Below are 24,846 nucleotides of genomic sequence, written 5' to 3'. Positions count from 1 at the left end.
GGATGTATTTTCATCCTGGTTCACAGCTTCATTTTACAAAAACATAATATGTTAAAGAAAGGGATACTGCTGAAAGAAGGATTACCACAATCGAACCGGGCTTATTTTTTTGCTTCCACAGTGTTGCTGCAAATGCCGCCGAATACAGAAAGACCAGTGTGACAGATATCCAGACTACCCAAATCACTAATCTCTCACCTCTTTAAGCTCTGGGAGTTTTGTCTGTCGGCCAAACTCGCCAAAGCGGATTTCTACTTTAACCTTAACGTCCGCTTCAGGATAGGATTTCATCCAATCATAGTCCCGAAATTCTTTCAATGTACCAAATTGCTTTCTTATTGGAATTGAAAGGTGGAAGGTATCTCCTTTAAATTCTTCCTGAGTCCTTTGGATGAATTGGGTGAAGTTGTATTCAATCTTTTCCGTCATAGACTCCTTCAATCTTTCCATCTTCTTCGTGTTTTTTGCATAGTTAATCATGCTTGGGTCACTTAAAACCTCGATAAATAAAGGTACTCTTATTTCTATTATGGAACGTCCAAATTTTTGCTTAAATTCAAAGGTGTTCTGTTTCCGCTCGGATATCCTTACTGATATTCGATACTTTTCATCAAAAGGGTCAAGGAATGTGGTCCTGATATCCTCAGTTTCCCATGTATTATCAAGCAGGCTGGAGATCCTTGTTTCTTCTCCCGTAATCTTGCCAATCATCATTCCTTCCTTAAATACTGCTGAACCAATAAATTGGGTATTGTTTGTTTCCCCCTCGACCTGGATTTCGCCTGCCAGGAAATCATCATCGGATCTTTCCGATCGTTCTTTTTCTGCCTTTTGTGTCGTTGCATAGATCGCTAAGAATAAATCAGCGTCACTTTCGGTTATTCGGAAAAAATCATTTAGGTCTGTATCGGGAATCATCCCGGTTTCTTGGCCTCTCTCAATCATGAACTCAAAATATTTATGAGGACGGGTTTCGAGCCTGGGTTTATTGGACCTGATAAATTCAGCAGCCTCTTCTTTGGATACAATGAACTGTGTGCTTCTTTTTATTTCACGGTCCTTTGCTGCAGCATAGACCCATCTAATAAAATTCGGGTCCTCCGCTAAGTCTTCTGAAACAATTAGCACCCTCAGAAGGTCATATGAAATTTCCTTTGCAATCACCGTGTTGGCGGTACTTCGCGAAGATATGAAATCATCTGCAGCAATGGTGATGATTTCCTGTGGCGGCTCATTTGTTCCCCCGCCAGATTGCTGTGAACCCACCTCGGGATTGGCAATCATGTATGTGACCTTCACTTTGCCTTCCACTTCATGCTTATCTAGCCCGATGGCAATAACGTAAGCTTTTTGGTCCAATTCCTTTTGGTCCCAACACCCGGCCAGAGGCAAAATCCATAACGCCAGAAGAATGAATTTAACTGGATTCTTTAATGGTGCCATTCTTAAAGTCCCCCCGAATTTTGGCAATTAGCCACATAAGTGGCGGCAGGAATAAGAACGCTGGACTGAGCAGCATTAAAATCTTTTGCCTCATGGTATAAAGGACAATCGACGGACTGTCTGGCATTAGCCCCAAAAGAATTACCATGACAGCCAGCAACGGGATTAGATACTCAAATTCTTTTATTTTTAAGATGCCTCCCAGCATGATCGCACTTAGGTAAAGGTAGAAGGAAAACCTAATGAAGGTTGCGACAAGCCAAAATGGAAAAAACAGTGTCTCGACATTTGTGAGAAATCCAATTTGTATGTAACGGATGGTTTCATGGAAGGGGTAGCTAAGCATTTCAGCTGTGGTGTAATCAAAAAGCATCACAAAGGTCCCCATTGCCAGGCAGATCTCAAGCGTTACGAATATCAGGGATAAGTACGTTCCGCGCTTATAATCCTTAAAATTTGCAACAAGCGGGGCAATAAGCCCAATAAACAGAAAATCGGCAAAGATCGAAACATTCTTTGCAGATGCTTTCAGGATTTCCAGCTTGCCTTCACCCCAAATTGGAAAAAGAAAGGCAAAATGTCCAGATTTCAAACTGAAAATAATCGCGATAAAAAGGGTGATCTTTAAATAAGGAAGAAGCAGCCAAGATACAGCGCCAATTTGCTCAATCCCCCGCTTGGCACCATAGGCACAAACAATAATTAAAAGTGCATAAATAACATATATCGGTGTCTTGGTAAAATACATCGTTCCAATAATATCTACATACATACCTGAATCCACTATTAAGGCAGCGGTGCCCATGATCAGGATCACAATAGAAACCAGGGTTCCAATAAACTTTCCAAATAGATGGATGATTACTTCATGAAGATTCTTATCCTTATGGACAGAGAACACTTTTATTAACAGGATAATTGGAACGGCAGACACTAACCCAATGACCAGGACTGCCAGCCAGCCTGCATTCTTGGCATTTTCATATATAATTGCAGGGGTATCATCACTAAGCTTTGATCCAACAGTGAGGGCAATAATGGCCATATATTCTTTTAAACCGATCTTCCCCTTATTTTGCTTCATTATTTATGCCTCATCGCTCTTTTTTTGTATATCAGAAGGTTTTAAAAATCCCGGTCTCAGTTTTTCATTTTTTATCAGCCTGCGAAAGATCGTATCCTTTGAAGATTTATAATTTGGAGATAGCGGAGCTAGATAAGGGACTCCAAACGATTTAAGAGACACCATATAAAAAAGGCCAAAAACAAACATCGCCGTCATTCCGTAAATCCCGATTACCGCCGCAGACACAATAAAACCGAAACGGATCAATCTCACTGCAAAGTTAAGGCTCAGATCCGCAACAGCGAAGGAACTTAATCCTCCGAGTGCAACGACGATAATTACAATGGGGCTGATGATATTAGCCTCAACAGCAGCCTGTCCAAGAATCAGCGCCCCAACAATTCCAATCGTTGGACCAATCGGGCTCGGTACACGTAATCCTGCCTCTCTGATCAATTCGAATGCCGCTTCCATGATCAGGATTTCGATGACCGCCGGGAACGGTACTTTTTCACGGGAGGAAGCGATTGCCAGCAATAAATCAGGGGGAATCATTTCCGCATGATATGTAGTGATCGCAACGTAGATCGCTGAAGTAAAAATGGTAATGAAAAGAGCAACCATTCTCAAAGCCCTAGTGAAATTTCCGTATAGAAACCGCAAATAATGATCCTCTGGACTATGAAAAAAAGACCAGAAGGTGGCTGGCAAAACAAGGCTGTCAGGAGAATTATCCATCAACAAAATGATATAGCCGTCCTCAAGGAATGACGCGGCCCTGTCTGGTCTTTCTGTTGTCAGAATGCTGGGGAAGAGCGAATAATTTCGTTCTTCGATGTATTCCTCAAGAAGGGACAGATTCTGGATTGAATTCACCTCTAGACTTTTTAGCCTTTCCTTGACGTTATCAACCAGTTTTTCATTGGCAAGTCCACGTACGTAGAGGACAAAAACATCATTATGAGAGCGCTGTGATACTTCCACGGCTTCCACGATTAAATTTTCGTTCCTGATTTTTTTCCTCAGCAAGGAGATATTGGCGACTGCCTTTTCGTTAAACGATTCTTTAGGACCCTTGATGAGAATTTCATTTTCCGGCTTTTCAATCCCACGGCTTTGCATATCAGGGCAGTCCATGACATAAGCCCTTGCCTCACCATCCAATAGAAAAACTGCATTGCCTCTATTGATTTCTTTGACAGCATCTTTAATAATAGAAATTTCATGGACCATCTGGACTGAAACAATATCGCGGATCAGTTTATTTTTGGATGTATTCTCTGTCAGTGGCTTAAGAATACTTTCTTCAATACTCTTCACATCGGTAATCGTACTGATAAAAATAATGGCTGCCTGCTTATTCAATCCTTCAACAAACAACTCTCTCAGTTTTACATCCTTGTTATCCGGAACGCTGTAAATTTGTTTTAGAATGGCAAGATTGGATTGAAGATTGCTGCTGATTTCTTTTTCCTTGAGATCCGCTTGCTCTCCAGCAATCTTTGGCTGCTGGGAAGCTTGTTTTTTCTGCTGTTTCTTGAACAGATTTAACATTTCCGCTAACATACCAATCTTCCCCCTGCAGGTTTGACCCAGCTTTTCCTTTTGTTAACATTTGCTAATCTGCTAATTTTTATGAGCTTAATGTAAAAAAACAAATTAATTATGTATGAATTTATCTTTTGAGGTTTAATACAGAGGTTCTGGTTATAAAAAAGAGTTACTGGTGAAATATTCTGAGTTACTGGTGAAAAAACAGGAGTTACTGGTGAAAAAACAGGACTTACTGGTGAAATATTCTGAGTTACTGGTGAAAAAGCCTAAGTTGCGGGCAAACTGGCATGATCTAATTACATTTTTTCTGGGAATGTTTAAAAAAATCTATTTTTTTAATAAATCTTCCTGGATTCATTGATATTTTGTCTTAATATTACTTAATAACAAACACCAAAAAACCCAGGATCCACTCCTGGGTTCGTCTTCAGCTCTTTTTCCTTGATGCCACTAAGTATACTATTCCAGCTCCCAAAGCAATGATCGCAACTGGGATGATATAAGGCTTTGCCACATCCTTGATCCCCGCCCAGTTTTCCCCTAGGACAATGCCTAAATATAAAAAGAAAATGGTCCACGGGATTACTGCAGCGACGGTGTAAAGTGTAAACTTCACGAACGACATTCTCGCAATGCCAGCAGGAATCGAGATGGCATGCCGAACAACAGGGATGAATCTTGCCGAGAAAATCACACCTGGTCCATACTTGTTGAACCATTGCTCAGATACGTCTATGTGATGCTTATTGATTAAAAGGTATTTTCCGTATTTTTCAAGCACAGGCCTGCCGCCATAATATCCAAGCCAGTACAAAAACAGCTGTGCGATCGTTCCCCCAATCGTACCTGCTATGACAGCGCCGACAAATCCGATTGTTCCCTGGGAAATCATATAACCACCATAGCCAAGGACGATTTCACTTGGAATCACTTCAAGCATCAAACCCAGGGCGATGCCCAGGTAACCCAGGCTTGATAGCAAGTCCAATACATTTAAAATAAATTCCTGCACAGGAAATTCCACTCCATTCTTTTTACTTGCATTGATTCATTATAAATCTCTGAGGGAAAGCATGTAAACTGCTGAAGCACGCACTCTCGCTATCATGTGTTTTTTTATCTAAAAGAAGCAAACTAGCCTTATAGAAAATTGGTAGCTATAAGGAGTAGATCAGCATGGAAAGCAAGAATAAATTAAGTGTCTGGATCTTAACAGCCCTGGTGGTTGGCAATATGGTGGGTTCAGGCATCTTTATGATCCCGCGCTCATTGTCTGAAGCGGCGAGCCCGCTAGGTGTTTTACTGGGCTGGCTTTTAACAGGATTTGGCGTCTTGATGACAGCCCTAGTGTTTGGGAATCTCGCATTGCGGAAGCCAAACCTTACCGGCGGTCCGCAAATCTATGCCAAGGAGTTATTCCGGGCCGGTTCACATGCCGGAACTCTCTCGGGCTTCATGGCTTCTTGGGGATACTGGATTGGCAATTTTGCCGGGAACATTGCGATTATCACTACATTTGCAAGCTATTTGTCGACCTTCTTTCCAATACTAACAAGCAAGGCAGAGCTTTTCAGCGTCGGAAATACGGCCATCACCACTGGAAATTTATTGACGTTTATCGTATGTACAATTTTGTTATGGGGAACGCACTTTATCATTTTGACTGGTATGGAACATGCCGGAAGGATCAATTTCCTTGCCACTGCTGCAAAGGTTTTAGGTTTTTTCCTTTTCATCATAATTGGTTTGTTTGCTTTTCAAAAAGCGAATATCGTGCCGTTCTCTGCACCCCGATTTGATGAAGCAGGCCGATCCATTGGATTATATGGCCAGATCAACAATGCTGCGATTACAACACTTTGGGCATTTATCGGCGTAGAGTCCGCTGTAGTCTTTGCATCGAGAGCAAGGCGGCCAGCAGATGTCAAACGGGCCACAGTGCTCGGTTTAATGATTGCGCTAATCATTTATATAGGCATCAGCATGCTCGTCATGGGTATGCTTGATCAAAAAACACTCACAACATCAGAAAAGCCGCTGATCGATGCAATAGAAACTGTGCTTGGGCCATTAGGAGGCAAAACCCTGGCAATCCTTGGCCTGGTCAGTCTATTTGGCTCTACGATTGGCTGGGTGTGGCTGAGTGCAGAAGTGCCTTATCAGGCTGCGAGGCAAGGACTTTTCCTTCCTTCATTTTTAAAAGAAAATAACAAAGGGCTTCCCACTACCTCTCTGGTCATCACTAACCTGTTGGGGCAGCTGTTCATCTTTTCAACGATTTCTAATTCCATCGCAAATGCCTTTGACTTTATTATTTTTATTGCGACTTTGTCCTATTTAGTCCCATATTTTATCTCTTCGGTTTTCCAGCTGAAGCTTGTCCTTACCGGAGAAACCTACACGGACACGAAATCCAGAATTGTTGATGGCATTATTGCCGGCATCTCCACTCTGTATTCCATATGGGTCATCATAGCAGGCACTTCGGACATAAAAACCTTTACATTCGGAGTCATTCTCCTTGCCAGCGGGATATTCTTTTACAGAAGGGTCGCACCACAGAGGCTCAAGGAGCTATCATAAACACAGAGAAAGAGCCTAACGCATAACAATGAGGTAGGCTCTTTCCTTATAATTATTAACGCCATCCACCGCGCAGCAGTGCCCTAAATGCAATATATATGATGACTAAAGCAAAAATTAGGATAACAAGGATTCCAATTATTTTAAGAAAAGGCAATGCAAAAAGTGCAGCAACTGAAGCTGGCGCGAATCGAATAAGTGCATATCCCGCCAGAATGGCAGCAAGGAAAAGCCAAACAATTTGATTCATCTTAATCCCTCCTTTACTTACAGCTTATGTACAAACCGAATTTCAGGTACGGGCTAACGCACATTTTGGGCGCAAATGAGCCGAAACGACTGGTTAAAAATCAGACTGTTCGCCGACAATATAATTACATAATTTTCAATTGCTGGCTGTTTTTTATTTTAAAAAAAGGGAAAAGGAATGAATATTTTCTTACATATCCATTTATTGAAAAAGGGGGAGATCGAGTGACGAACCAGATTTATATACGCTTTATCCGGCTGCCGATTTTAATGAGGTTTTTACTCATCGCGGCATTGATCATCTTCATATTTGGGGCTGTGGTACATTTTATTGAACCACATAGCTTTCCTACGGTTTTTGATGGTGTGTGGTGGGCCATTATCACAGCATCTACAGTCGGTTATGGGGACTATTATCCTGCAACATTGGCGGGCAGGATCACTGCCATTCTTCTATTGCTGGTGGGTACAGGCTTTCTGTCGTCCTATTTCATCCACCTGTCGGCGTCAACCGTCAATAAACAGAATGAATACCTTGAGGGCAAGGTTGCTTTCAAAGGAAATGACCATGTTATCATCATTGGCTGGAATGAACGCTCAAGGTCAATCATCCATACACTTTCAGACGAAGGCCGTTCCATCATCCTGATTGATGAATCACTTGGGGCTAATCCAATCAAGAATGAGAGAGTCCATTTTATCAGAGGGAGATCGAACAGGGATGATGTGCTCCTGAAGGCGAGGATCCAGACAGCCAGGAAGGTCATCATCACTTCAGATCAAAACCTGGATGAGCTCCAGGCAGATATGAATACCATCCTGACCCTGCTGGCGATAAAAGGCTTGAATCCCGATATACGCTGCATTGCCGAAATCCTCACAAATGAGCAGGTCAATAACGCGCGCAGGGCCGGAGCTGATGAGCTGATCCTGACAAATGCCTTGACGAGTGCTGTATTCCTGAACAGCATTTCGTCAGCTGATTTTGTAAATCCGCTCCTTGACTTATTAGGTGAATTGAACGGGAAGCATCTGGCATACCTTCCAGCTGACACCAACATCATCGATATGAGATTTCAGGAAGCCAGTGAGTATTTAATGAAAAAAAGGAATATTACCTTGATCGGCGTAAAAAAAGGGGATGACATCAGCGTCAACCCCATTAACAATATCAAAATTGAGTATGACGACCAGCTTCTGGTCATTACAAATGATCAATGATTCAATAGTGCAGCCTCTGCTTCCTTGACGAGGGATTTTCCTACTTCGATGTACTTATCAGGAAAGCTTGCATCTTTGTCGACCGGCTCCTGGAACTGGTTGAAAGAGGCACTGGCATTGCCGATGGTCGCATGGTCGTCAAGCCCCCGCTGGTATTTGTGCGATAACAGGAAAGGCCTCTGCAATTGGACAGTACAGCCTCTTGAATCCAGCTGGCCATCAATTGATTTGAAAGGAAGCCGCAAAAATTGGTAGCCGACTTCGTCATCAATTTTGTAATCAAAGGCACCGTGGTCATAATCCCAGTTGCCGCCTATCGAATAGCCCAGAGGCTTTAGCATCTGCTCCAATTTAAACAGATCAAAATGTTTGCCTTCAAGTTCAGATGGAATTTCAATCACTGGATATTCCGCCTTTCTGTGCATTTTAAGGTTAGTGTTAACCAAACAGAAGTTTTTCATTATCGTTTAATTAAAAGCCTTTTGCCAGAAAAGTTACCAGTTCGCGAAACATTGTTATTGGGGAACTCGCGCATAAACTAATAAAAGGAGTACCTACTGATAAGGTACTCCTTTGTCATGTTATTTTAAGCGTTTTTCAAGCTCAGCTTTCTTTTCTTCAAAGCCTGGTTTTCCAAGCAGGGCGAACATATTTACTTTGTATGCTTCAACGCCTGGCTGGTCAAACGGATTGACACCTAGAAGATAGCCGCTCATTGCGCATGCTTTTTCGAAGAAATACACAAGGTAGCCGAATGTGTATTCATCAAGCTGCGGAATGGTTAATACAAGGTTCGGAACGCCTCCGTCTGTATGGGCAAGCATCGTGCCTTCGAATGCCTTGTTGTTAACAAAATCAACTGTCTTTCCTGCCAGATAGTTCAGGCCGTCAAGATCGCTTTCCGCTTCTTCGATCATCATTTCATGGCGTGGCTTCTCAACCTTGATGATGGTTTCAAAAAGGTCGCGGCGGCCTTCCTGGACATATTGTCCAAGTGAGTGAAGGTCTGTAGAGAAGTTTGCAGAAGACGGATAAATTCCCTTCTGGTCTTTTCCTTCGCTTTCGCCGAACAGCTGCTTCCACCACTCAGAGAAGTATTGCAGTGATGGCTCATAGTTAATCAGCATTTCAATTGTTTTTCCTTTATTGTAAAGCGCGTTGCGGACAGCAGCATATTGGTAAGCAGCATTCTCTTCAAGCTCTGAGTTGCTGAAGTCTTCCCTTGCCTGAGCTGCCCCCTTCATCATCGCTTCAATGTCTGAACCGCTGACAGCGATTGGCAGCAATCCAACTGCAGTCAGGACAGAATAACGGCCGCCTACATCATCCGGAATCACGAATGATTCATAGCCTTCTTCGTCAGCAAGCGTTTTTAGTGCGCCGCGAGCTTTGTCAGTTGTTGCATAAATGCGTTTGCGGGCTTCATCAGCACCGTATTTTTCTTCAAGCAATTTGCGGAAGATACGGAATGCGATCGCAGGCTCTGTAGTTGTTCCTGACTTTGAAATAACATTGATGGAGAAATCTTTGCCTTCAAGCAGATCCATCACATCTGTCATATACGTGGAGCTGATATTGTTGCCAATGAAAATAATTTGCGGAGTCTTGCGCTTTTCTTTTGGAAGTGCGTTATAGAAGCTGTGCTGTAAAAATTCAAGAGCAGCGCGTGCCCCCAGATAAGATCCGCCAATCCCGACAACTAGCAATACATCGGAATCACTTTTGATTTTTTCAGCTGATTTCTGGATGCGTGAAAATTCTTCTTTATCATAGTCCACAGGCAAGTCGATCCAGCCTAAAAAGTCACTGCCTGCGCCTGTTTTTTCGTGCAAAGAATGATGTGCAACTTTAACAAAATCCCTTAAGTATGTAACTTCGTGTTCACCAAAAAAGCTTAACGCCTTTGAGTAATCAAAACGAACATGTGTCATGTCTGATCCTCCATTTAATTGTATTCTCTATCACTTTAACGAAAGCTTCCTCAAGAATCAAGAATCACAAGCCAGTGTAAGCGTGACCAATTGTGAAATATTTTCTAAAGTTGAAGGCTTCCATCAAATTGAGCAAATTACTATGTTATTTTTTTCCTAGTTCTAGGATTTTAAACCTTACATCCGCTAAACATGGCTGCTGATTTCCATTCCAGGCGATTCGTTTTTCTCTGAAGACTACACTTAAAAACACAAAAAGCCCGGGCTATTAACCCCGGACGGTTATATTAAGGCATTTTCGCCTTTATGATCAGCCTGTGTGTTGCCGTATCGATTGGTGTGCAGGTGATAAGCGTCAGAGTTTTTTCATCATTGCGGCCATTGAGCACGGATAAGTCATTCGGCTGCACTACGAGGGTTTCGTAGACCTCATACTGATATGTTTTGCCCTGGTCCCTGACGGTCACGATGTCTCCCCTGCCAATTTCATCAAGACGGTTGAACATTTTCCCATAGGCTCTGCTGCGGTGCGCGGCAATTGCGCTGTTGCCCGTGTTTCCCGGAAGCGCTGTTCCCTCCAGCAGGCCAGCCCCTACATCAAGATTCGCCATCGATGCACCCTTTAAAACAGGCAGTTTCAGGCCAATCTTATCAATCTCAATGACCCCAAGCATTCCCGGCTGACTGTTCTGTTCCTCAGCTATCTTTTTTTCATCCTTTTCAATCAGGGTCTCGTCTTCATTGGTTTCCGCCTTTGTTTCTACACTGAATACTTCTTCCAGTTGGCCAAGGCTGGCTGCAGCTTTGGGTTCATCCTGTGCCTGTTCCTCCCAATTGTCAATCATTTGCTTCTGGCTGTATGAAGTATATAAATCCTTGATAGCCGGATAAAAGAAGATCGTAATACCAGCCAGTATCAACAAGATCGATAGTACTTTTTTCAAATTATTCACCTCTATCATCAATCAACTGAAACAAGAGAGGAACGCATCCTCTCCCGTTCTGGTGCCAGACTAGTTTTTCAGTGGATTCCTGAACCTGAGCAGGATACCTCCCGCGGCAAACAGAAGCCCAAGGATGTAATAAATCATTCTGCTGCTTTCACCGGTTTGCGGCAGGACATCTCCATACATGCTTTGTGAATCTGCGCCTCCGGGAGGATTCCCATTGCCAGTATTGCTTACTGGGGCTGGTGTTGCGCTCTCATTTTGTTCCTCACCAACAATTTCTCCCTGTATGCCCCAGTTCAGCTGGACAGTTAGCATACCCTCAACAAGCTGTACATTTTCTGCCAATTGGGCAATCGGAATCAATTTTGTTTGTCCTTCGCTGCTCAGCTCAATTCCTTTTATCTTATCCAATGTAGCTTCTGCTTCTAAAATAATTGTCCATACACCGTTAACAAGCTTGAATTCTATCCTTTTTCCATCGATCAGCACAAGGAATGCCGAATCGATTTTCCCTTTGCTTTGATCAATCTTAAGGGTTAATGTCTTGAAAGTATTCTCTATCGGCATTTCACAGCTTTCAAGCCAATAATTGATTGACCCTTCGGCCTCGGTGCCTACTTTCATTTCACTGACCGGGACAATGAGCTCTCCGCCTTCAGCTAGCGTAAACTTAAAAGCCGTAACATCGTCTTTTACAAATTCTCCGCCATCCAGCAATTTATACAATGGCGACTTGCCTGGGTTGGTCATTACTTTCCACTCACCCTTTACCTCAACAAAAACTTGTGAGGCAGGCGGGACACAATCCTTCAGATGTAAATGAATCTGGGTGTTTTTGTTTGTATCTTTTTCCTGGGAAGTCCCTTCTTCCTCAGGGATATCACAGTCTTCAAGCCAATAGTTGATTGTTCCTTCAGCCTCGACACCTGCTTTCATTTCACTGACTGGAACAGTCATTTCCTCACCATTTGCAAAAACAAGCCTGAAGGCTGTTACATCATCCTTTACATATTCCCCGCCATCAGGCAATTTGAATAATGGCGAGCTGCCCGGGTTGGTCATTTCTTTCCACTCACCCTTTATTTCCACAAAAACACTTGCTGTTGGATTGATACACTTGTCGAGGTGCAAATGGATTTGCGTGCTTTTATTCGTGTTTACGTCGCTGCTTGAAACAGTTGCTGCCTTAGCTTTTTGATCTTCCTCTTTAGTTTGGGATGCTTGGGCAGGTTTTTCTTCAGGTGTTGAGGCCTGCTCAGTTTTCCCTTCAGGTTTCTCTTCAGTTTTTTCTGTGGACTGTGGTTCCTTTTGCTGAACCTGTACCGGGGTCTTTTTTACAGTGCTGGCGTTATCCGCTTTTTGGCTGTTTTCGGGTTGATTTTTTTCGTCTTTTGACGGTTTAGATTCACCAGATCCTTTAACTTCATGTTTGGAGGATGGTGCTTCTTTTTCATTTTTTACCGCTTGTGAATGGCCATTTTCTGCTGCAAAAGCACCAGCTGCAGGAAAAATGATTGCGAGTAACAGCATGAAGGACAACAGGATAGATACGTGTTTCAGAGCTTTCAAATCTTCATTCCTCTTTTCGTTAAAATATTTTAATTAAAAATAGGCATGACAAATAAGGCTGAATATTCAGTAATTTTAAGAAAGAATTATTTTCTTCAATTCGAACATTCAGCTAACCCTTGACAATAAAGACAGAAGGAACTTTTCACATATGACTCAGGAATAGGATGTTTTATTAGTGCCCAGGTCGAGCTGAAAAACAATGATGGAGGTAACCTAGAAGATTATTGATGACCTGCTTCAGTTGAATTTCTTGGTGAAGGTAACCTAGAAGGCCTATTGACGGTCTGCTAGAGCTTGATTTTCTTCAGAATGGCAGCTAATAAGCACAATTTCCCGAATATGAAATGTTTTCCTTCCGTCCCATTGTCTTACAGTTAGTGAATTACCACAATGAACCATCTTGTTAAACATAAAGTCCTAGGAATAATATTGGTAAATATTTCCCCTGTTTCGTTTTTCCTTCAAATAACGGGCTAAAATAAGTACATTTATTGGTTGTTAATTTTGAATGCCAAGAGGAATGTCCTATAAACAAAGAAAAAGGACCCGGAATAACCAGGTCCTTCTTAAAACTTCTCTTATAAAGACATACGATAGATGTCCAGTACATCGTTACGTTTTAATTTGGCGAAGTTGCCAAATTCACCATTTACCATTGCTTTGTCTGCCATTACTTCTAGCTTGCTGTCATCAATGTCATAATCTGCAAGGCGTGACGGAGCTCCAATGCTTGACCAGAATTCGCGAAGCTTTTCAATTCCTTCCAGGCCTGCTTCTTCATCTGTCTTTCCTTCAGGGTTGACGTTGAATACTCGGACAGCCATCTTCTTGAAACGCTCTGGCTTCACCTTCAGATTGTGCTTCATCCAATTCGGGAACAGGATGGCAAGTCCGCCGCCATGCGGAATGTCATAAACAGCTGATACTGCATGCTCGATGTTATGGGTTGCCCAATCACCGCGGTAGCCCATATTCAAGATCCCGTTCAATGCCATTGTGCCTGCATAAAGGATGGTGGCACGATGTTCATAGTTCTCCAGGTCTTCAAGCAGTTTAGGAGCTGTTTCCATAACCGTAAGCAACAGTGATTCACACATTCTGTCCTGGAACTCAGTATTCTCAGTCAGATGGAAATAGTGCTCAAACACATGGGACATCATATCGACTATTCCATAGATGGTCTGATCCTTTGGAACCGTAAACGTATTGACCGGATCAAGGATGGAGAATTTCGGGAATGTCACCGGGCTTCCCCAGCCATACTTTTCATTTGTTTCCCAGTTCGTGATAACAGAACCTGCGTTCATTTCTGAACCAGTCGCCGCCAGCGTCAACACTGTTCCAAATGGCAGTGCTTCTGAAGCGAAGACCTTCTTGATTACGAGGTCCCATGCATCGCCATCATATTTCGCCCCTGCCGCGATTGCTTTGGTGCAGTCAATAACACTTCCGCCTCCAACTGCAAGCAGGAAGTCAATTCCTTCTTCCTTACAGATTTGGACCCCCTTGCGGACAGTAGATATGCGAGGGTTTGGCTCTACTCCGGCCAACTCAAACACTTCAGCGCCGATTTCCTTTAATTCATTCATGACAGAATCATAAAGCCCATTCCGCTTAATGCTTCCGCCTCCGTAAACAACCAGAACTTTTTTGCCATATTGAGGTACTTCATTTTTTAATTCCTGAAGCTGACCTTTTCCGAATATTAATTTTGTTGGATTGTAAAATGTGAAATTATCCATTTAAATCACCTTCCTTAACGCCAATTATGTTCTTTTTTAAAAGCCAATGCAAAAATATTGCACTCCTTAATGTTCTCCAATGTGCTCTAAAATGTTACAGATTTTTTTCAAAGGGTATCGTAAAAGTATAGCGAGGATGAATAATAATCTTCCTGCTGAACAATCTATATACGAATCCATTTTTAAGGAGGAAAGATCCATGAGCGGAATTCAACGTATTGCACTAGTTCTTACAATTATCGGGGCTATTAACTGGGGCTTAGTCGGATTCTTCCAATTTGATCTTGTCGCAGCGATCTTCGGCGGCCAGGATTCAGCATTGGCCAGAATTGTGTATGGCTTAGTAGGACTAGCAGGCTTAATCAATCTTGGACTTTTATTCGCTCCAAGCGAAGCAGAGGAAAGAGCAGCTGAACCTAGAACAACTCGATAAAAAGAGTGAAAAACCCGCCTGTTGGCGGGTTTTTGCATGTTAAGACAATACTTTTTTAATTCGCTCAATCGCCCAGTCCAAATCCTCCTGGCTGATGACAAGCGGTGGAGCAAAGCGAATGACCGTATCATGCGTTTCTTTGCAAAGCAATCCTTCTTCCTTTAGTTCCTCACAGTATCTGCGTGCAGGATCGGTCAATTCAACACCAATGAATAAACCACGCCCACGTATATCCTTAATTTTCGGGTTTTCGATTTCACGAAGCTTCCTGACAAAATATTCACCCAGTTCAAGTGAGCGGTCCGCAAGCTTTTCATCAATCAGTACATCGAGCGAAGCAATTGACACAGCGCATGCCATTGGATTACCTCCAAAGGTAGAACCATGTGAACCCGGGTTGAATACTCCGAGGATATCGCTGTTTGCTACTACGCAGGAAATCGGGAATACCCCGCCTCCAAGCGCTTTGCCAAGGATATACATATCCGGCTCGATTCCTTCCCACTCGCAAGCGAACATTTTCCCGGATCTGGCAAGGCCAGCCTGGATTTCGTCAGCTATAAGCAATATATTGTTTTCTTTGCAAATTTCATGAGCAGCTGCCATAAAACCTTCAGGAGGTATGACGATGCCTGCTTCACCCTGGATAGGCTCAATAAGGAAAGCAGCTGTATTTGGTGTGATTGCCTGCTTCAACGCTTCAAGGTCACCATATGGAATCAATTTAATCCCCGGGAGCATCGGGCCGAATCCGCGCTTGTATTCCTCTTCAGATGAAAGAGAAACCGCTGTCATTGTTCTGCCATGGAAATTTCCGATACAAGCGATGATCTCTGCCTGGTTTTCTTCGACACCCTTTACATCATAAGCCCAGCGGCGTGCTGTTTTAACGGCTGTTTCCACAGCTTCTGCACCTGTGTTCATCGGAAGGGCCATTTCTTTATTTGTTAATTTGCAAATTTTCTCATACCATGGACCAAGCTGGTCATTATGGAAAGCGCGTGAAGTCAGAGTCACACGATCAGCCTGCTCTTTAAGTGCCTGGATAATCTTCGGATGACGGTGGCCCTGATTTACCGCAGAGTACGCACTAAGCATGTCCATATATCTATTGCCTTCAGGATCTTCTACCCAAACTCCCTCAGCCTTTGAAATGACAATCGGCAGCGGATGATAGTTATTCGCACCATATCTCTCAGTCTGCTCAATCAAAGAACTCGTTTTTGTAATCATGATTATTCCTCCGTTCCAATGGAAAATTGGTTAAGACACTATATATTGTAACCTGTAGTCTTATCGGATTGTAACCCCATAAAATAAGAAAAATCGGAATTGTGGGTGAGTTTAATATCAAAGGGAATTTGGAACTCTTCTCTTGAAGGGAATTTCGCTGTTCATATGGGATTAAAGCAGTTGAGCTCCCAAATTTGCCACGCGAATTGTTGTAATGATGGGAGCAAAATACATTTGCGCAAATAAAAAAACCGGACAAAATCTGTCCGGTTTCTCATATTAGCTCTTATTTCTTAGCCATATCTGACTGCGCGATCCACTCTTGAAGCTTATCCTTCAAAGTGTTGAAGCCTTGTGCTGAATCATCCTGGTATTGAACAACAGCAGCTGGGCGCTTAGTGCGCGGTTTCTTTGGAGCGCGTTGAACTTGCTCAGGCGCTTCTTCTGTTGCACGGATTGATAAGCCGATTTTTCCAGCAGCTTCATCAATTGACAAAACTTTCACTTTCACTTCGTCGCCAACTGAAAGGTGCTCGTTAATGTCCTTAACATAACCGTGTGTAATTTCTGAAATGTGCACAAGACCTTGTGTATTTTCGTCTAATGCAACGAACGCGCCGTATGGCTGGATTCCTGTAACTTTACCTGTTAAAACACTGCCTACTTCGATTTTCTCTGACATGGAAACACTCCTAAATTTTGTTTTATTTTATCCCATTAATACGCAATAAAAAATTATATCATATTTTATAGCTTTTATCAAAAGGAATCGGATAATTCTATTTAGGTATTTCCATATTTTGATTATTGAAGCGGGAGATAGTGTACCTTCCAGACATCATTTTCTTTTACCATTTGAAACACTGGTGCATCGCGGCGTTCTTTATAATGTAACCGCACACCAGTTATTTGTTCAGAATCTGCTTCGGAATAATAAAGTGTAGCATGGTCATACCCTTCCAGCATCTCACTAAGCTTGATCCCGGCAGCCTGCATTTCGGACAGGTACTGTTCTTTTGACGGCAAGGCATCATTTTGAGTATACAAAGCATATTTGGTTTCATAATCCTTTATTTCATCAGCGTAGAAGTAGAGCTGCATGATTTCAAACGGACCATAACCCCTAAGCACACTGTCATCTTTACTGGCTGCAAACTCCTTAAAGGCCGCCTCAAGGTCAGGGCTTAACGGGAGGATACTCTTTGTAATCATCAATTCTGACTTTTCAGGAGTCTTTATGTTCAAATATTTCGGGTAGATCACAGCCCTCATTTGTGTCTCTGGGTAATCCTTGAAGTGATTCCTTTCAAGCTGGTCATAGAAAATCTTGAGTGATGCGCCTGTATCTGTATTAGGATATGTGTCAATTACGTATTGATAAGCATTTTTGACCTCTTCTTTTAAAACATTATTCTCATTGAATATTGGTTTGGCTGGGTGCCCCATCACAAAAAGGCCGTAAAGAGACTGGGCGTCATTCTTCATCCATTGACTGACAGTTGTATCCTTAATAACTTTGGTCCCCTTTTCAAGGTTTACTAAAACATCCCCTAAGGTTTTGTAGGAGAGGACATTCCCTTGCAAATCCTGGACACGATTGCTTCTGATTTTCAAATAGTATATAAAATCGGAATTCCCTTCTGGTTTCAGCTTTTCAGCAACACTCAGATAATCCACATAAATCTCAAATTTTCCATCCACTTCCCTGAAGGCATACCCATTTTGGACTGCACCTTCGGCAAGCTTTTTCAGGCCTGGGGAGGAAATACCCTTACCGCCTGCATTCAGCTTTTCAACGACCTCAGCTGCACTGGCCTGTTCCATTTCTTTATCAAACTCCCACTCATAGAGGACCAGAGATTGCATATAAGCACCCCAATAGGACTCCAGCTGGACAAGAAGATTATACTCCTCTTCCCTGCCGTATCGATCACCGACACCCTGGGACAGCTTTTCCATGATTTCAGCTGGCATTGTGAACGCGGCAGCAATACCCTGCCTGATCTCCTTTGATTTTTGCTCAAATTCTCCCCGGTTAAAACTTTCCGGATCCTCAAGTACTTCAGACTCAAATAGGGCAATATCATCAAGGAGATTCTGGTACAGCATGTTTTCGAATCCTGCCCCAAAACCTAATTGCTCTTTTGTATATGTCTGTCTTTCCGAATAGTATGCCTGCAATTCCGTAATTTTTTCCTTTACTTCTGATTCAGCAAGTGCACCGGCCTTCTCTCCGGATGCCTGATGAACACCAGGTTTTTCCTTGGTGGATAAGCCAATGCCAACGATATATTGCATCATCAGGATTCCAGCGATCATTCCTACCCCGATGAAGCTTGCCGCATACGGAAGGTGGATCCATTTCTTTTTGTTATTTCGCTTTTGGTCCTTTTTAATCGCCGCAAGGACCTGAGAACGGTTTTCTTCTTCTGGCAGTTCATTATAGGCCTTTTTCAGGCTGTCGAGACGCTGCTCCAATAATTGATCATCCATGAATCTCACCCTCTCTCTTTTCGGCAATAGCCAAAAGTTTTTTCAGATGCTCTTTGCCCCGCAAAAGCCGTGTTTTTACATTTGCCAGAGAAATCCCTGTGATATCTGCAATCTCGTCATAGCTTTTATCATGGAAATAAAAGAGTACGATGGGAACGCGGTATTTTTCGTCAAGCTTTTGGATGCATTCATGGAGGACTCTGTCTTCTTCATAGCGGAGGACGCTCTCCTCGGCAGTTATTCCGGTGGCGGTCCGTTCCTTTTTGAACTTGAGTACCTTTTTGATTTGTCTCTGTTTATTCCTTGCGAAATCCCTGGTGACATTCAATGTGATTTTATATAGCCACGTCGTGAACTTGGCCTGCGAAAATTGGTCCAGGAAGCGGTAAACCCTGACAAACACTTCCTGGGTGATATCATCTATATCGTCATAACTGTTCCCGAGCTGGAAGGCAAAGCGTTTTACCGTCGGAGTGTAGACATCAATCAACTCCGCGAATGCCTGCATATTCCCATTTTGGGCCCTAAAGACTAATTCATCTTCATTCATTTGGATCCCCCAAACTGATTTCTCATTTATTCACTAAAAGGTTTTTTGGATTCAGAAATTGAGTTAAACGGTGAGCGCGAGCACGGCCGATCATCGCTGCTCCTGTTTTTGAGTTTTCAACTATAAAACGATGGTTTTTTGAATTTGTTTCAAAAAAATAGCAAAAACCTAAATATATGGTTTTAGGTCTCTGAGTGCTATGCTTTTTTCTAATAAAATAGTATCATGGAGAAATAATTTTCTGTTTTGTCAGAAAACGATTGATCAACAGTCTTTAAAAAGGAGTTTTTTCATGGACAAGCAAGAACAATGGACCTCGAAGCTTGGTTTTATCCTCGCAGCGGCAGGATCGGCCATCGGTCTCGGGGCAATCTGGAAGTTTCCATATATGGCGGGCACAAATGGGGGAGGCATATTCCTTATCATCTTCCTGCTTATGACGATTTTTATTGGAGCGCCGATTCTCCTGGCTGAATTCATCATTGGCCGGCACTCACAGAAGGATGCCGTAATGGCCTATAAGCACTTGGCACCTAAGAGCGCGTGGCCGCTGCTGGGCTATGGCGGCGTGATTGCGTCGTTTATCATTCTCAGCTTCTACAGCGTCGTAGGCGGCTGGATCCTTTCATACTTAGGAAGAAGCCTGACTGGCTCCTTGTCTGGGCTGACCCAGGCAGAGTATGGAAGCACTTTCGAAAAAATCATCGCAAGTCCTGTAGAGGCTGTGGGCGTTCAGCTCCTGTTCCTGCTTATGACCATATGGGTCGTCCAGGGAGGAGTGCAGCAAGGGATTGAGAAGGCAAGCAAATATATGATGCCAGCTCTATTCATCATTTTCATCATTCTGGTGATCCGATCGCTGACTCTTGACGGCGCGATGAAGGGGGTCGAATTTTTCCTCAAGCCTGATTGGTCTGCCGTTACAGGCGAGACCATCCTCCTTGCACTCGGCCAGTCTTTTTTCGCCCTGAGTGTTGGGCTTTCAGTCATGGTCACGTACGCTTCATATCTTTCCAAAGGTGAGAGCCTTTCGAAATCGGCCTTTTCAGTTGTCGGTTTGAACATCTTTATCTCAATCCTGGCCGGTCTTGTTATTTTTCCGGCAGTATTCGCATTGGGCTTCGAGCCGACAGCCGGTCCCGGCCTGGTCTTCGTCGTACTGCCTGCCGTATTTGAACAGCTGGCCTTTGGAGGTTTGTTTTTAACCATTTTCTTGGTTTTGCTTTTGTTCGCGACACTGACATCCGCCTTTTCAATATTGGAGATCATCGTAGCCGTTCTTTCAAAAGGAGATACAGGGAAAAGAAAGAAATATTCATGGATTGCTGGTTTGCTTGTTTTTGCTGCCGGTATTCCTAATGCTTTATCGTTTGGAATACTATCAGATGTGAAGTTTTTCGGGAAGACCTTTTTCGATCTCTCTGACTTTGTGACAAGCAATATCGCACTGCCGCTGGGGGCATTTTTCATCGCAATTTTTGCAGGCTATGTGCTGCCAAGGAAACTGGTAAGGCAGGAGCTGGAGACAGGTGGTGAAAAAAATCAGCTTTTATTTAAAATATGGTATTTCTCGATCCGGTACATCGTCCCAGTCGGAATTGGCATTGTCTTTTTGCAATCAATAGGCATATTGTAAAGTTAGAAAATGTTCACAAAATCAGCTTTAGCAAACAGGTTATTTTGATAAAATTATAATAGGAGATATTTTCTGGAGGTGAGAATCGATGAACACGATTGGCCAGAATATCAAGACTTATCGGGAACAAAAAAAGATGACACAGGAAGAGTTAGCCCTCAAGGCCAGGGTCGGAACAAAGACAATCGCACGATACGAAAGCGGAGAGCAAACTCCTAATCCACAGACAATCATGAAACTGTCGACAGTGCTTGACGTCCCTGCTTCCGTGCTGATGGGACAGCAAATTTACGCTGTGACACCATCTGAAGCAGACCCTGCAGCAACCGGTCTTTAAAATCCTATCCAAACAGCGGGCAGAAACTTTCTGTCCGCTTTTTTTAAAAAAAAATTCTCATTGGAATGTATAGCATTCTGGCAAACTGGTTAACCTTAAGGTATAAGGCTTTCTAGTATTCCCCCCCTTTTTTAATGGGCACCCGCTGCGGGTGTCCATCTTTTTTTGTTTTTGGCTGATTTTTAAATCCTGTTGCTCTTCGTTCCAGGCGCGCAGACTCGTTCGGGATGAAGCGGGACAGGTGAGACCCCGGAAGAAATGGTCCGAAAAGAAGGGACCATTTTTCCCCGTAGGAGCAAAGCGACGGGGAGGCTCACCGCACGCCCCAAGAAGAATTTGCTTATGAAAATGCCGGCATTTGGGCTTTTTCATAATTCTTCAGAGGAAAGCGAAGCGCATGGAATGAATATCAACAGCCTTGTTTTTAAAGACTCAGACTAGATAAATACAGGGTTTAACATTTTTTCAAATTATGCGTGTTAAGTTCCGCTTCGCGGGGAAAATAAGTGTCATACCTTACATAATTCGTCTTTAATGTCAGGAGTGAAAGCCGATATGGAAGAAACCACATATGCGAGGAACAGAACCATTAACGGGATCGACCTTTATTATGAACACTATATTCATCCCACATCTGCCGAAACGCTCGTGCTGCTTCACGGGTTCCTATCCTCTACTTTCAGCTTCAGGCATTTGATTCCGCTGCTAAAAGAGGATTATAACGTCATTTCCGTGGACCTGCCGCCTTTCGGGAAAAGCGGGAAAATCTCAAGCTACAAGTATTCGTATAAGAACATGGCCAAGACTGTCGTTGACTTGATGCATTCGCTTGAAATCAGTCAATTTAATGTTGTCGGCCATTCAATGGGCGGGCAAATCGCCATGAACATCCTTCTGCATTTTCCAAATCAAGCAAAGAAAGGGATTCTGCTTTGCAGTTCTGGCTATTTGAAAAAAGCAAAGCTGCCACTTGTTTTGTCTAGCTATATTCCCTATTTTCACCTGTACGTGAAATTCCACCTCGCCAAGTCCGGGGTAAAGCAAAATCTGCAAAATGTCGTCTATGATCATTCCATGATCAATGATGAAATGCTGTATGGCTACTTATCGCCTTTTTTAGAGGATGATATTTTTAAAGCATTGACGATGATGATCCGCCATCGTGAAGGCGATTTGGCTCCGGAGGAATTAAGAAAAATCGATTCGCCATGCCTGATGATCTGGGGAGAGCACGATCGGGTTGTCCCAGTGAGTGTCGGCAGACGTCTGAAAAAAGACCTGAAAAATTCGGAGCTTGTCATATTGAAGGAGACCGGGCATCTTGTTCCAGAAGAAAAGCCATATGATGTCCACCGGCTGATTAACAAGTTTATCGGTGCAGAGGATAAAATCGAAGCAACTGCAAACGGCAGCCGATAATGGCTGCCGTTTCACAGTCTTATAAGGAACAAATGTCTTCGTTTTTAATGGCCAGCAAAGTATTGGCCATCATTAAGCATTCATTGTATGGCAGTACTTTTCCAAAGGAGAATTCGAACACTGATTGAATCCTTTTGGCGATTTTGTCTGCATCATCAAAATCATGGAGAGCCTGCAGGATATCCGCGATTTCCGGATCGAATCCGCCTTCACCAACTTGAACGGGATCCCATTTATTCAAAACCTCAATTAGTTTGTATGTAAGTTCCTTCGATTCCAAATCAATCACCTGATATTTTTTTAATAATATTTTATCATAAAGAAAGTAAGATATAAATTTCAGAAAAGGCGGTGCGTACATAGTGAGCAAGATTGATTTTAACAAAGTGCATGACCGGAGTGAAACCCATTCGGTAAAATGGGATGCGACTGAAAATGTGTTTGGGACATCCGATGTCCTGCCGATGTGGGTGGCAGATATGGATTTCCAGCCACCTGAAGACGTGATTAACGCAATCAAGAACCGGCTCGACCATGGAATTTTCGGGTATACCTTTGTCCCGCTTCCGTGACTGAGGCTTTACAAGACTGGCTGAAGAAACGCCATGGCTGGGAAGTTGATTCATCTTCTGTATTATACAGTGAAGGCGTCGTTCCTTCGATCAGCACAGCGATTCGAGCTTTTACTGAAAAGGGTGACAAGGTGCTGGTGCACACTCCTGTGTACCCGCCATTTTTTAACATGGTAAAAAATAATGACCGGACACTAGTGACTTCAAGGCTGAAGTATGAGAACAGCAGGTTCGAGCTCGACCTGGAGGATTTCGAGGCAAAGCTTGAAGAAGGTGTTAAGTTATTCATTCTTTGCAATCCCCACAATCCAGGCGGCAGAGTTTGGACGAAGGATGAACTCGAAAAAATCGGTGACCTATGCCTAAAGCATAATTGCCTGATTGTTTCCGATGAAATCCATTCCGACCTAGTGTTCAAGCCAAATGTCCATGTCCCGATTGCAGACATCAAAGAAGAATTCAAGGAGATTACCTCTACCTTTGTCGCACCGAGCAAAACCTTTAATTTAGCAGGAATGCAGGCTTCTGCAGCAATCATTCCAAACAAGGAATTGAGGGAAAAGTTCAAGAACGTCCAGCAGCAGCAAGGCTTCTTTACCTTGAATACCTTTGCCATTACCGGGATGGAGGCAGCCTACCGCCATGGTGAAGAATGGCTTGAACAGCTGCTTGAATACCTTGATGAAAACATGGAAATCACTGCTCAATATATTAACGAAAATCTTCCGGCGCTTAAGCCAATGAAAGCCGATGCTACCTATCTTCTCTGGGTCGATTGCACTGAATTGGGATTAAGCGACGATGAAATCAAAGAAAAGCTTCTGTATAAGGGCAAGCTTGCTCTTGAACCAGGCGCCAAGTATGGCGAGGGCGGAGATGGCTTCGTAAGGATGAATCTTGCCTGTCCGCGCGATACATTGAAGGAAGGCTTGGAGAGACTGAAGAGGGCTTTTAGCAACGAATGAAAATTAGCCAGCCCCGTTTGAGGGCTGGCTCATTTTATATATTGGATCAGGCACTGACTTGAAGTGCCTCATAGTAAGGTTCTAGCGAATAAGCGATAATCGTTTCCATCAAGGGATGAATGGTTTCGGGAATCAGCCTTCGCGCATAATCCCAGGCATTCTCCTCTATCTTTAGTGCAATTCGTTTGCTTATAAATTCATTGCTGCACATGTCCATTTCATCTATCAGATCAATTAGCTGACCGTCCTCCGCATGCCCGATCTCGTGCGCAAAAACGATGCGCAGATAATCCTCAAACCTATCCAATGATGAAAAAATCTGCAGGCATTGCGCCTTAATTTCTTCGATATATAAAGTAATCGTATGTGAGCCAAGATTGTACTTTCCTCCCGCAAACCGGTCTCCAGGAAAATAATCTTCAAGCTCCACTTTCACACTGCTTCCCGACTGGCTCAGAATCTCATCAACTATAGTCTCTATCTGTAAATCAGTCAATTTATACCCCTACTCATTTTTAGAATATAAATTGTATTATAACGCTATTGCAGAATAAAGAAAACATGACTTTTACCCCGATTTGGATTAGAGTAAACCTACTCTCGGCATTTTTTTAGAATAGCTCATGGTTTATTAAAATTCTGTTGAGGTCAATCTATGCTTTTGTAAGGCTTGATAGCAGATTTGAAAGCAGTATAAGTCAAGTCCTGATTACTGTGTAAAATAAATGGCAAGTGTTTTCTACCTGAACCTTTTCATTTTTTTTGCGAAACTTCCATGGATTTTTTTCTTCATCTCCAGGGAGGGATGTCAAATGGTTTTCAATTTGACATGCCTCCCTGGAGATGTAATCATCCATGATGGAAGTGAAGCAGAAAATACGCCTAATTAGTTCTACC

The 24,846-nt window shown here is 43.0% G+C and carries 23 protein-coding genes and 1 pseudogene; 7 read left to right on the top strand and 17 right to left on the bottom strand.

The window, feature by feature from the left end; translation table 11 throughout:
- Positions 1–186 precede the first annotated feature (186 nt).
- The 4 genes from AC3EBE_RS02205 to uptA form a co-directional block, all read right to left on the bottom strand.
- Positions 187–1,443, bottom strand: a complete 1,257-nt coding sequence (locus AC3EBE_RS02205; RefSeq protein WP_488593380.1) for a Ger(x)C family spore germination protein — start codon at positions 1,441–1,443, stop codon at positions 187–189.
- Entirely contained in the window at positions 1,418–2,527 is a 1,110-nt protein-coding gene (locus AC3EBE_RS02200; protein WP_488593379.1) for a GerAB/ArcD/ProY family transporter, read from the bottom strand. The genes AC3EBE_RS02205 and AC3EBE_RS02200 overlap by 26 nt, the downstream gene beginning before the upstream one ends.
- Positions 2,528–2,530: 3 nt before the next feature.
- Entirely contained in the window at positions 2,531–4,075 is a 1,545-nt protein-coding gene (locus AC3EBE_RS02195; RefSeq protein ID WP_488593378.1) for a spore germination protein, read from the bottom strand.
- A gap of 415 nt (positions 4,076–4,490) precedes the next feature.
- A complete protein-coding gene (gene uptA, locus AC3EBE_RS02190) occupies positions 4,491–5,075 on the bottom strand; it encodes an undecaprenyl phosphate transporter UptA (protein ID WP_488593377.1) in 585 nt (194 codons plus the stop codon).
- A gap of 164 nt (positions 5,076–5,239) precedes the next feature.
- Here uptA and AC3EBE_RS02185 point away from each other — a divergent pair, with 164 nt between their 5' ends.
- Entirely contained in the window at positions 5,240–6,646 is a 1,407-nt protein-coding gene (locus AC3EBE_RS02185) for an amino acid permease (RefSeq protein ID WP_488593376.1), read from the top strand.
- A gap of 55 nt (positions 6,647–6,701) precedes the next feature.
- On the opposite strand, the gene AC3EBE_RS02180 is transcribed toward AC3EBE_RS02185, so the two are convergent.
- A complete protein-coding gene (locus AC3EBE_RS02180; RefSeq protein WP_488593375.1) occupies positions 6,702–6,896 on the bottom strand; it encodes a hypothetical protein in 195 nt (64 codons plus the stop codon).
- A gap of 224 nt (positions 6,897–7,120) precedes the next feature.
- Here AC3EBE_RS02180 and AC3EBE_RS02175 point away from each other — a divergent pair, with 224 nt between their 5' ends.
- Entirely contained in the window at positions 7,121–8,116 is a 996-nt protein-coding gene (locus tag AC3EBE_RS02175; RefSeq protein ID WP_488593374.1) for a potassium channel family protein, read from the top strand.
- On the opposite strand, the gene AC3EBE_RS02170 is transcribed toward AC3EBE_RS02175, so the two are convergent.
- The 5 genes from AC3EBE_RS02170 to AC3EBE_RS02150 all read right to left on the bottom strand — a co-directional run bounded on the left by AC3EBE_RS02170 (position 8,110) and on the right by AC3EBE_RS02150 (position 14,311).
- Entirely contained in the window at positions 8,110–8,517 is a 408-nt protein-coding gene (locus AC3EBE_RS02170) for a YugN-like family protein (protein WP_488593373.1), read from the bottom strand. The genes AC3EBE_RS02175 and AC3EBE_RS02170 overlap by 7 nt on opposite strands.
- Before the next feature lie 180 nt (positions 8,518–8,697).
- Positions 8,698–10,047 (bottom strand): glucose-6-phosphate isomerase, encoded by a 1,350-nt coding sequence (locus AC3EBE_RS02165; RefSeq protein WP_488593372.1) that lies wholly within the window; start codon positions 10,045–10,047, stop codon positions 8,698–8,700.
- A 287-nt stretch (positions 10,048–10,334) separates the two neighbouring features.
- A complete protein-coding gene (locus AC3EBE_RS02160; RefSeq protein ID WP_488593371.1) occupies positions 10,335–10,991 on the bottom strand; it encodes a class D sortase in 657 nt (218 codons plus the stop codon).
- A 69-nt stretch (positions 10,992–11,060) separates the two neighbouring features.
- Entirely contained in the window at positions 11,061–12,566 is a 1,506-nt protein-coding gene (locus tag AC3EBE_RS02155; RefSeq protein WP_488593370.1) for an LPXTG cell wall anchor domain-containing protein, read from the bottom strand.
- 581 nt (positions 12,567–13,147) lie between these two features.
- Positions 13,148–14,311 (bottom strand): iron-containing alcohol dehydrogenase, encoded by a 1,164-nt coding sequence (locus tag AC3EBE_RS02150; protein ID WP_488593369.1) that lies wholly within the window; start codon positions 14,309–14,311, stop codon positions 13,148–13,150.
- Positions 14,312–14,510: 199 nt separating this feature from the next.
- Here AC3EBE_RS02150 and AC3EBE_RS02145 point away from each other — a divergent pair, with 199 nt between their 5' ends.
- Entirely contained in the window at positions 14,511–14,744 is a 234-nt protein-coding gene (locus AC3EBE_RS02145) for a DUF378 domain-containing protein (RefSeq protein ID WP_488593368.1), read from the top strand.
- A gap of 39 nt (positions 14,745–14,783) precedes the next feature.
- Here AC3EBE_RS02145 and AC3EBE_RS02140 read toward each other — a convergent pair whose 3' ends face one another.
- The 4 genes from AC3EBE_RS02140 to AC3EBE_RS02125 all read right to left on the bottom strand — a co-directional run bounded on the left by AC3EBE_RS02140 (position 14,784) and on the right by AC3EBE_RS02125 (position 19,020).
- Complete coding sequence (locus AC3EBE_RS02140; protein ID WP_488593367.1) at positions 14,784–15,977, bottom strand: ornithine--oxo-acid transaminase; 1,194 nt, start codon at positions 15,975–15,977, stop codon at positions 14,784–14,786.
- A 286-nt stretch (positions 15,978–16,263) separates the two neighbouring features.
- On the bottom strand, positions 16,264–16,659 hold the full coding sequence (yugI, locus tag AC3EBE_RS02135; RefSeq protein ID WP_488593366.1) for a S1 domain-containing post-transcriptional regulator GSP13: 396 nt from the start codon (positions 16,657–16,659) through the stop codon (positions 16,264–16,266).
- A 122-nt stretch (positions 16,660–16,781) separates the two neighbouring features.
- On the bottom strand, positions 16,782–18,470 hold the full coding sequence (locus tag AC3EBE_RS02130; RefSeq protein WP_488593365.1) for a hypothetical protein: 1,689 nt from the start codon (positions 18,468–18,470) through the stop codon (positions 16,782–16,784).
- The gene (locus AC3EBE_RS02125; protein WP_488593364.1) at positions 18,463–19,020 is read right to left on the bottom strand and encodes an RNA polymerase sigma factor; all 558 of its coding nucleotides are present in this window, start codon (positions 19,018–19,020) and stop codon (positions 18,463–18,465) included. Before AC3EBE_RS02125 ends, AC3EBE_RS02130 begins: the two co-directional genes overlap by 8 nt.
- Before the next feature lie 292 nt (positions 19,021–19,312).
- Here AC3EBE_RS02125 and AC3EBE_RS02120 point away from each other — a divergent pair, with 292 nt between their 5' ends.
- From AC3EBE_RS02120 to AC3EBE_RS02110, 3 genes are all read left to right on the top strand, one after another.
- Positions 19,313–20,656, top strand: coding sequence for a sodium-dependent transporter (locus AC3EBE_RS02120; protein WP_488593363.1), 1,344 nt, complete (start codon positions 19,313–19,315; stop codon positions 20,654–20,656).
- 88 nt (positions 20,657–20,744) lie between these two features.
- Positions 20,745–20,993 (top strand): helix-turn-helix domain-containing protein, encoded by a 249-nt coding sequence (locus tag AC3EBE_RS02115; protein ID WP_488593362.1) that lies wholly within the window; start codon positions 20,745–20,747, stop codon positions 20,991–20,993.
- Positions 20,994–21,548: 555 nt separating this feature from the next.
- Complete coding sequence (locus AC3EBE_RS02110) at positions 21,549–22,412, top strand: alpha/beta fold hydrolase (RefSeq protein ID WP_488593361.1); 864 nt, start codon at positions 21,549–21,551, stop codon at positions 22,410–22,412.
- 19 nt (positions 22,413–22,431) lie between these two features.
- Here the strand turns inward: AC3EBE_RS02110 and AC3EBE_RS02105 are convergent, their stop codons facing one another.
- Complete coding sequence (locus tag AC3EBE_RS02105) at positions 22,432–22,692, bottom strand: DUF1871 family protein (RefSeq protein ID WP_488593360.1); 261 nt, start codon at positions 22,690–22,692, stop codon at positions 22,432–22,434.
- 82 nt (positions 22,693–22,774) lie between these two features.
- Here AC3EBE_RS02105 and AC3EBE_RS02100 point away from each other — a divergent pair.
- Positions 22,775–23,949: pseudogene (locus AC3EBE_RS02100) on the top strand (MalY/PatB family protein).
- 46 nt (positions 23,950–23,995) lie between these two features.
- Here AC3EBE_RS02100 and AC3EBE_RS02095 read toward each other — a convergent pair.
- Together AC3EBE_RS02095 and AC3EBE_RS02090 are read right to left on the bottom strand one after the other, a co-directional pair.
- The gene (locus tag AC3EBE_RS02095; protein ID WP_488593359.1) at positions 23,996–24,445 is read right to left on the bottom strand and encodes a hypothetical protein; all 450 of its coding nucleotides are present in this window, start codon (positions 24,443–24,445) and stop codon (positions 23,996–23,998) included.
- Between the two features lie 202 nt (positions 24,446–24,647).
- Positions 24,648–24,846 (bottom strand): hypothetical protein (locus tag AC3EBE_RS02090; RefSeq protein ID WP_488593358.1); only part of this gene is annotated, 199 nt, incomplete at its 5' end.

The organism is Mesobacillus sp. (assembly GCF_057785455.1).
The sequence above is the reverse complement of the archived record's forward strand: the minus strand, read 5'-3'. Positions and strand labels throughout refer to the sequence as shown.

Bases quoted from the DNA above. Each gene is read 5' to 3' on its own strand.
- AC3EBE_RS02115 (WP_488593362.1), top strand. From the start codon at position 20,745: ATGAACACGATTGGCCAGAATATCAAGACTTATCGGGAACAAAAAAAG.
- AC3EBE_RS02125 (WP_488593364.1), bottom strand. From the start codon at position 19,020: ATGAATGAAGATGAATTAGTCTTTAGGGCCCAAAATGGGAATATGCAG.
- AC3EBE_RS02110 (WP_488593361.1), top strand. From the start codon at position 21,549: ATGGAAGAAACCACATATGCGAGGAACAGAACCATTAACGGGATCGAC.
- AC3EBE_RS02150 (WP_488593369.1), bottom strand. From the start codon at position 14,311: ATGGATAATTTCACATTTTACAATCCAACAAAATTAATATTCGGAAAA.
- AC3EBE_RS02120 (WP_488593363.1), top strand. From the start codon at position 19,313: ATGGACAAGCAAGAACAATGGACCTCGAAGCTTGGTTTTATCCTCGCA.
- AC3EBE_RS02140 (WP_488593367.1), bottom strand. From the start codon at position 15,977: ATGATTACAAAAACGAGTTCTTTGATTGAGCAGACTGAGAGATATGGT.
- AC3EBE_RS02180 (WP_488593375.1), bottom strand. From the start codon at position 6,896: ATGAATCAAATTGTTTGGCTTTTCCTTGCTGCCATTCTGGCGGGATAT.
- yugI (WP_488593366.1), bottom strand. From the start codon at position 16,659: ATGTCAGAGAAAATCGAAGTAGGCAGTGTTTTAACAGGTAAAGTTACA.
- AC3EBE_RS02195 (WP_488593378.1), bottom strand. From the start codon at position 4,075: ATGTTAGCGGAAATGTTAAATCTGTTCAAGAAACAGCAGAAAAAACAA.
- AC3EBE_RS02130 (WP_488593365.1), bottom strand. From the start codon at position 18,470: ATGGATGATCAATTATTGGAGCAGCGTCTCGACAGCCTGAAAAAGGCC.
- AC3EBE_RS02165 (WP_488593372.1), bottom strand. From the start codon at position 10,047: ATGACACATGTTCGTTTTGATTACTCAAAGGCGTTAAGCTTTTTTGGT.
- AC3EBE_RS02145 (WP_488593368.1), top strand. From the start codon at position 14,511: ATGAGCGGAATTCAACGTATTGCACTAGTTCTTACAATTATCGGGGCT.
- AC3EBE_RS02185 (WP_488593376.1), top strand. From the start codon at position 5,240: ATGGAAAGCAAGAATAAATTAAGTGTCTGGATCTTAACAGCCCTGGTG.
- AC3EBE_RS02200 (WP_488593379.1), bottom strand. From the start codon at position 2,527: ATGAAGCAAAATAAGGGGAAGATCGGTTTAAAAGAATATATGGCCATT.
- AC3EBE_RS02205 (WP_488593380.1), bottom strand. From the start codon at position 1,443: ATGGCACCATTAAAGAATCCAGTTAAATTCATTCTTCTGGCGTTATGG.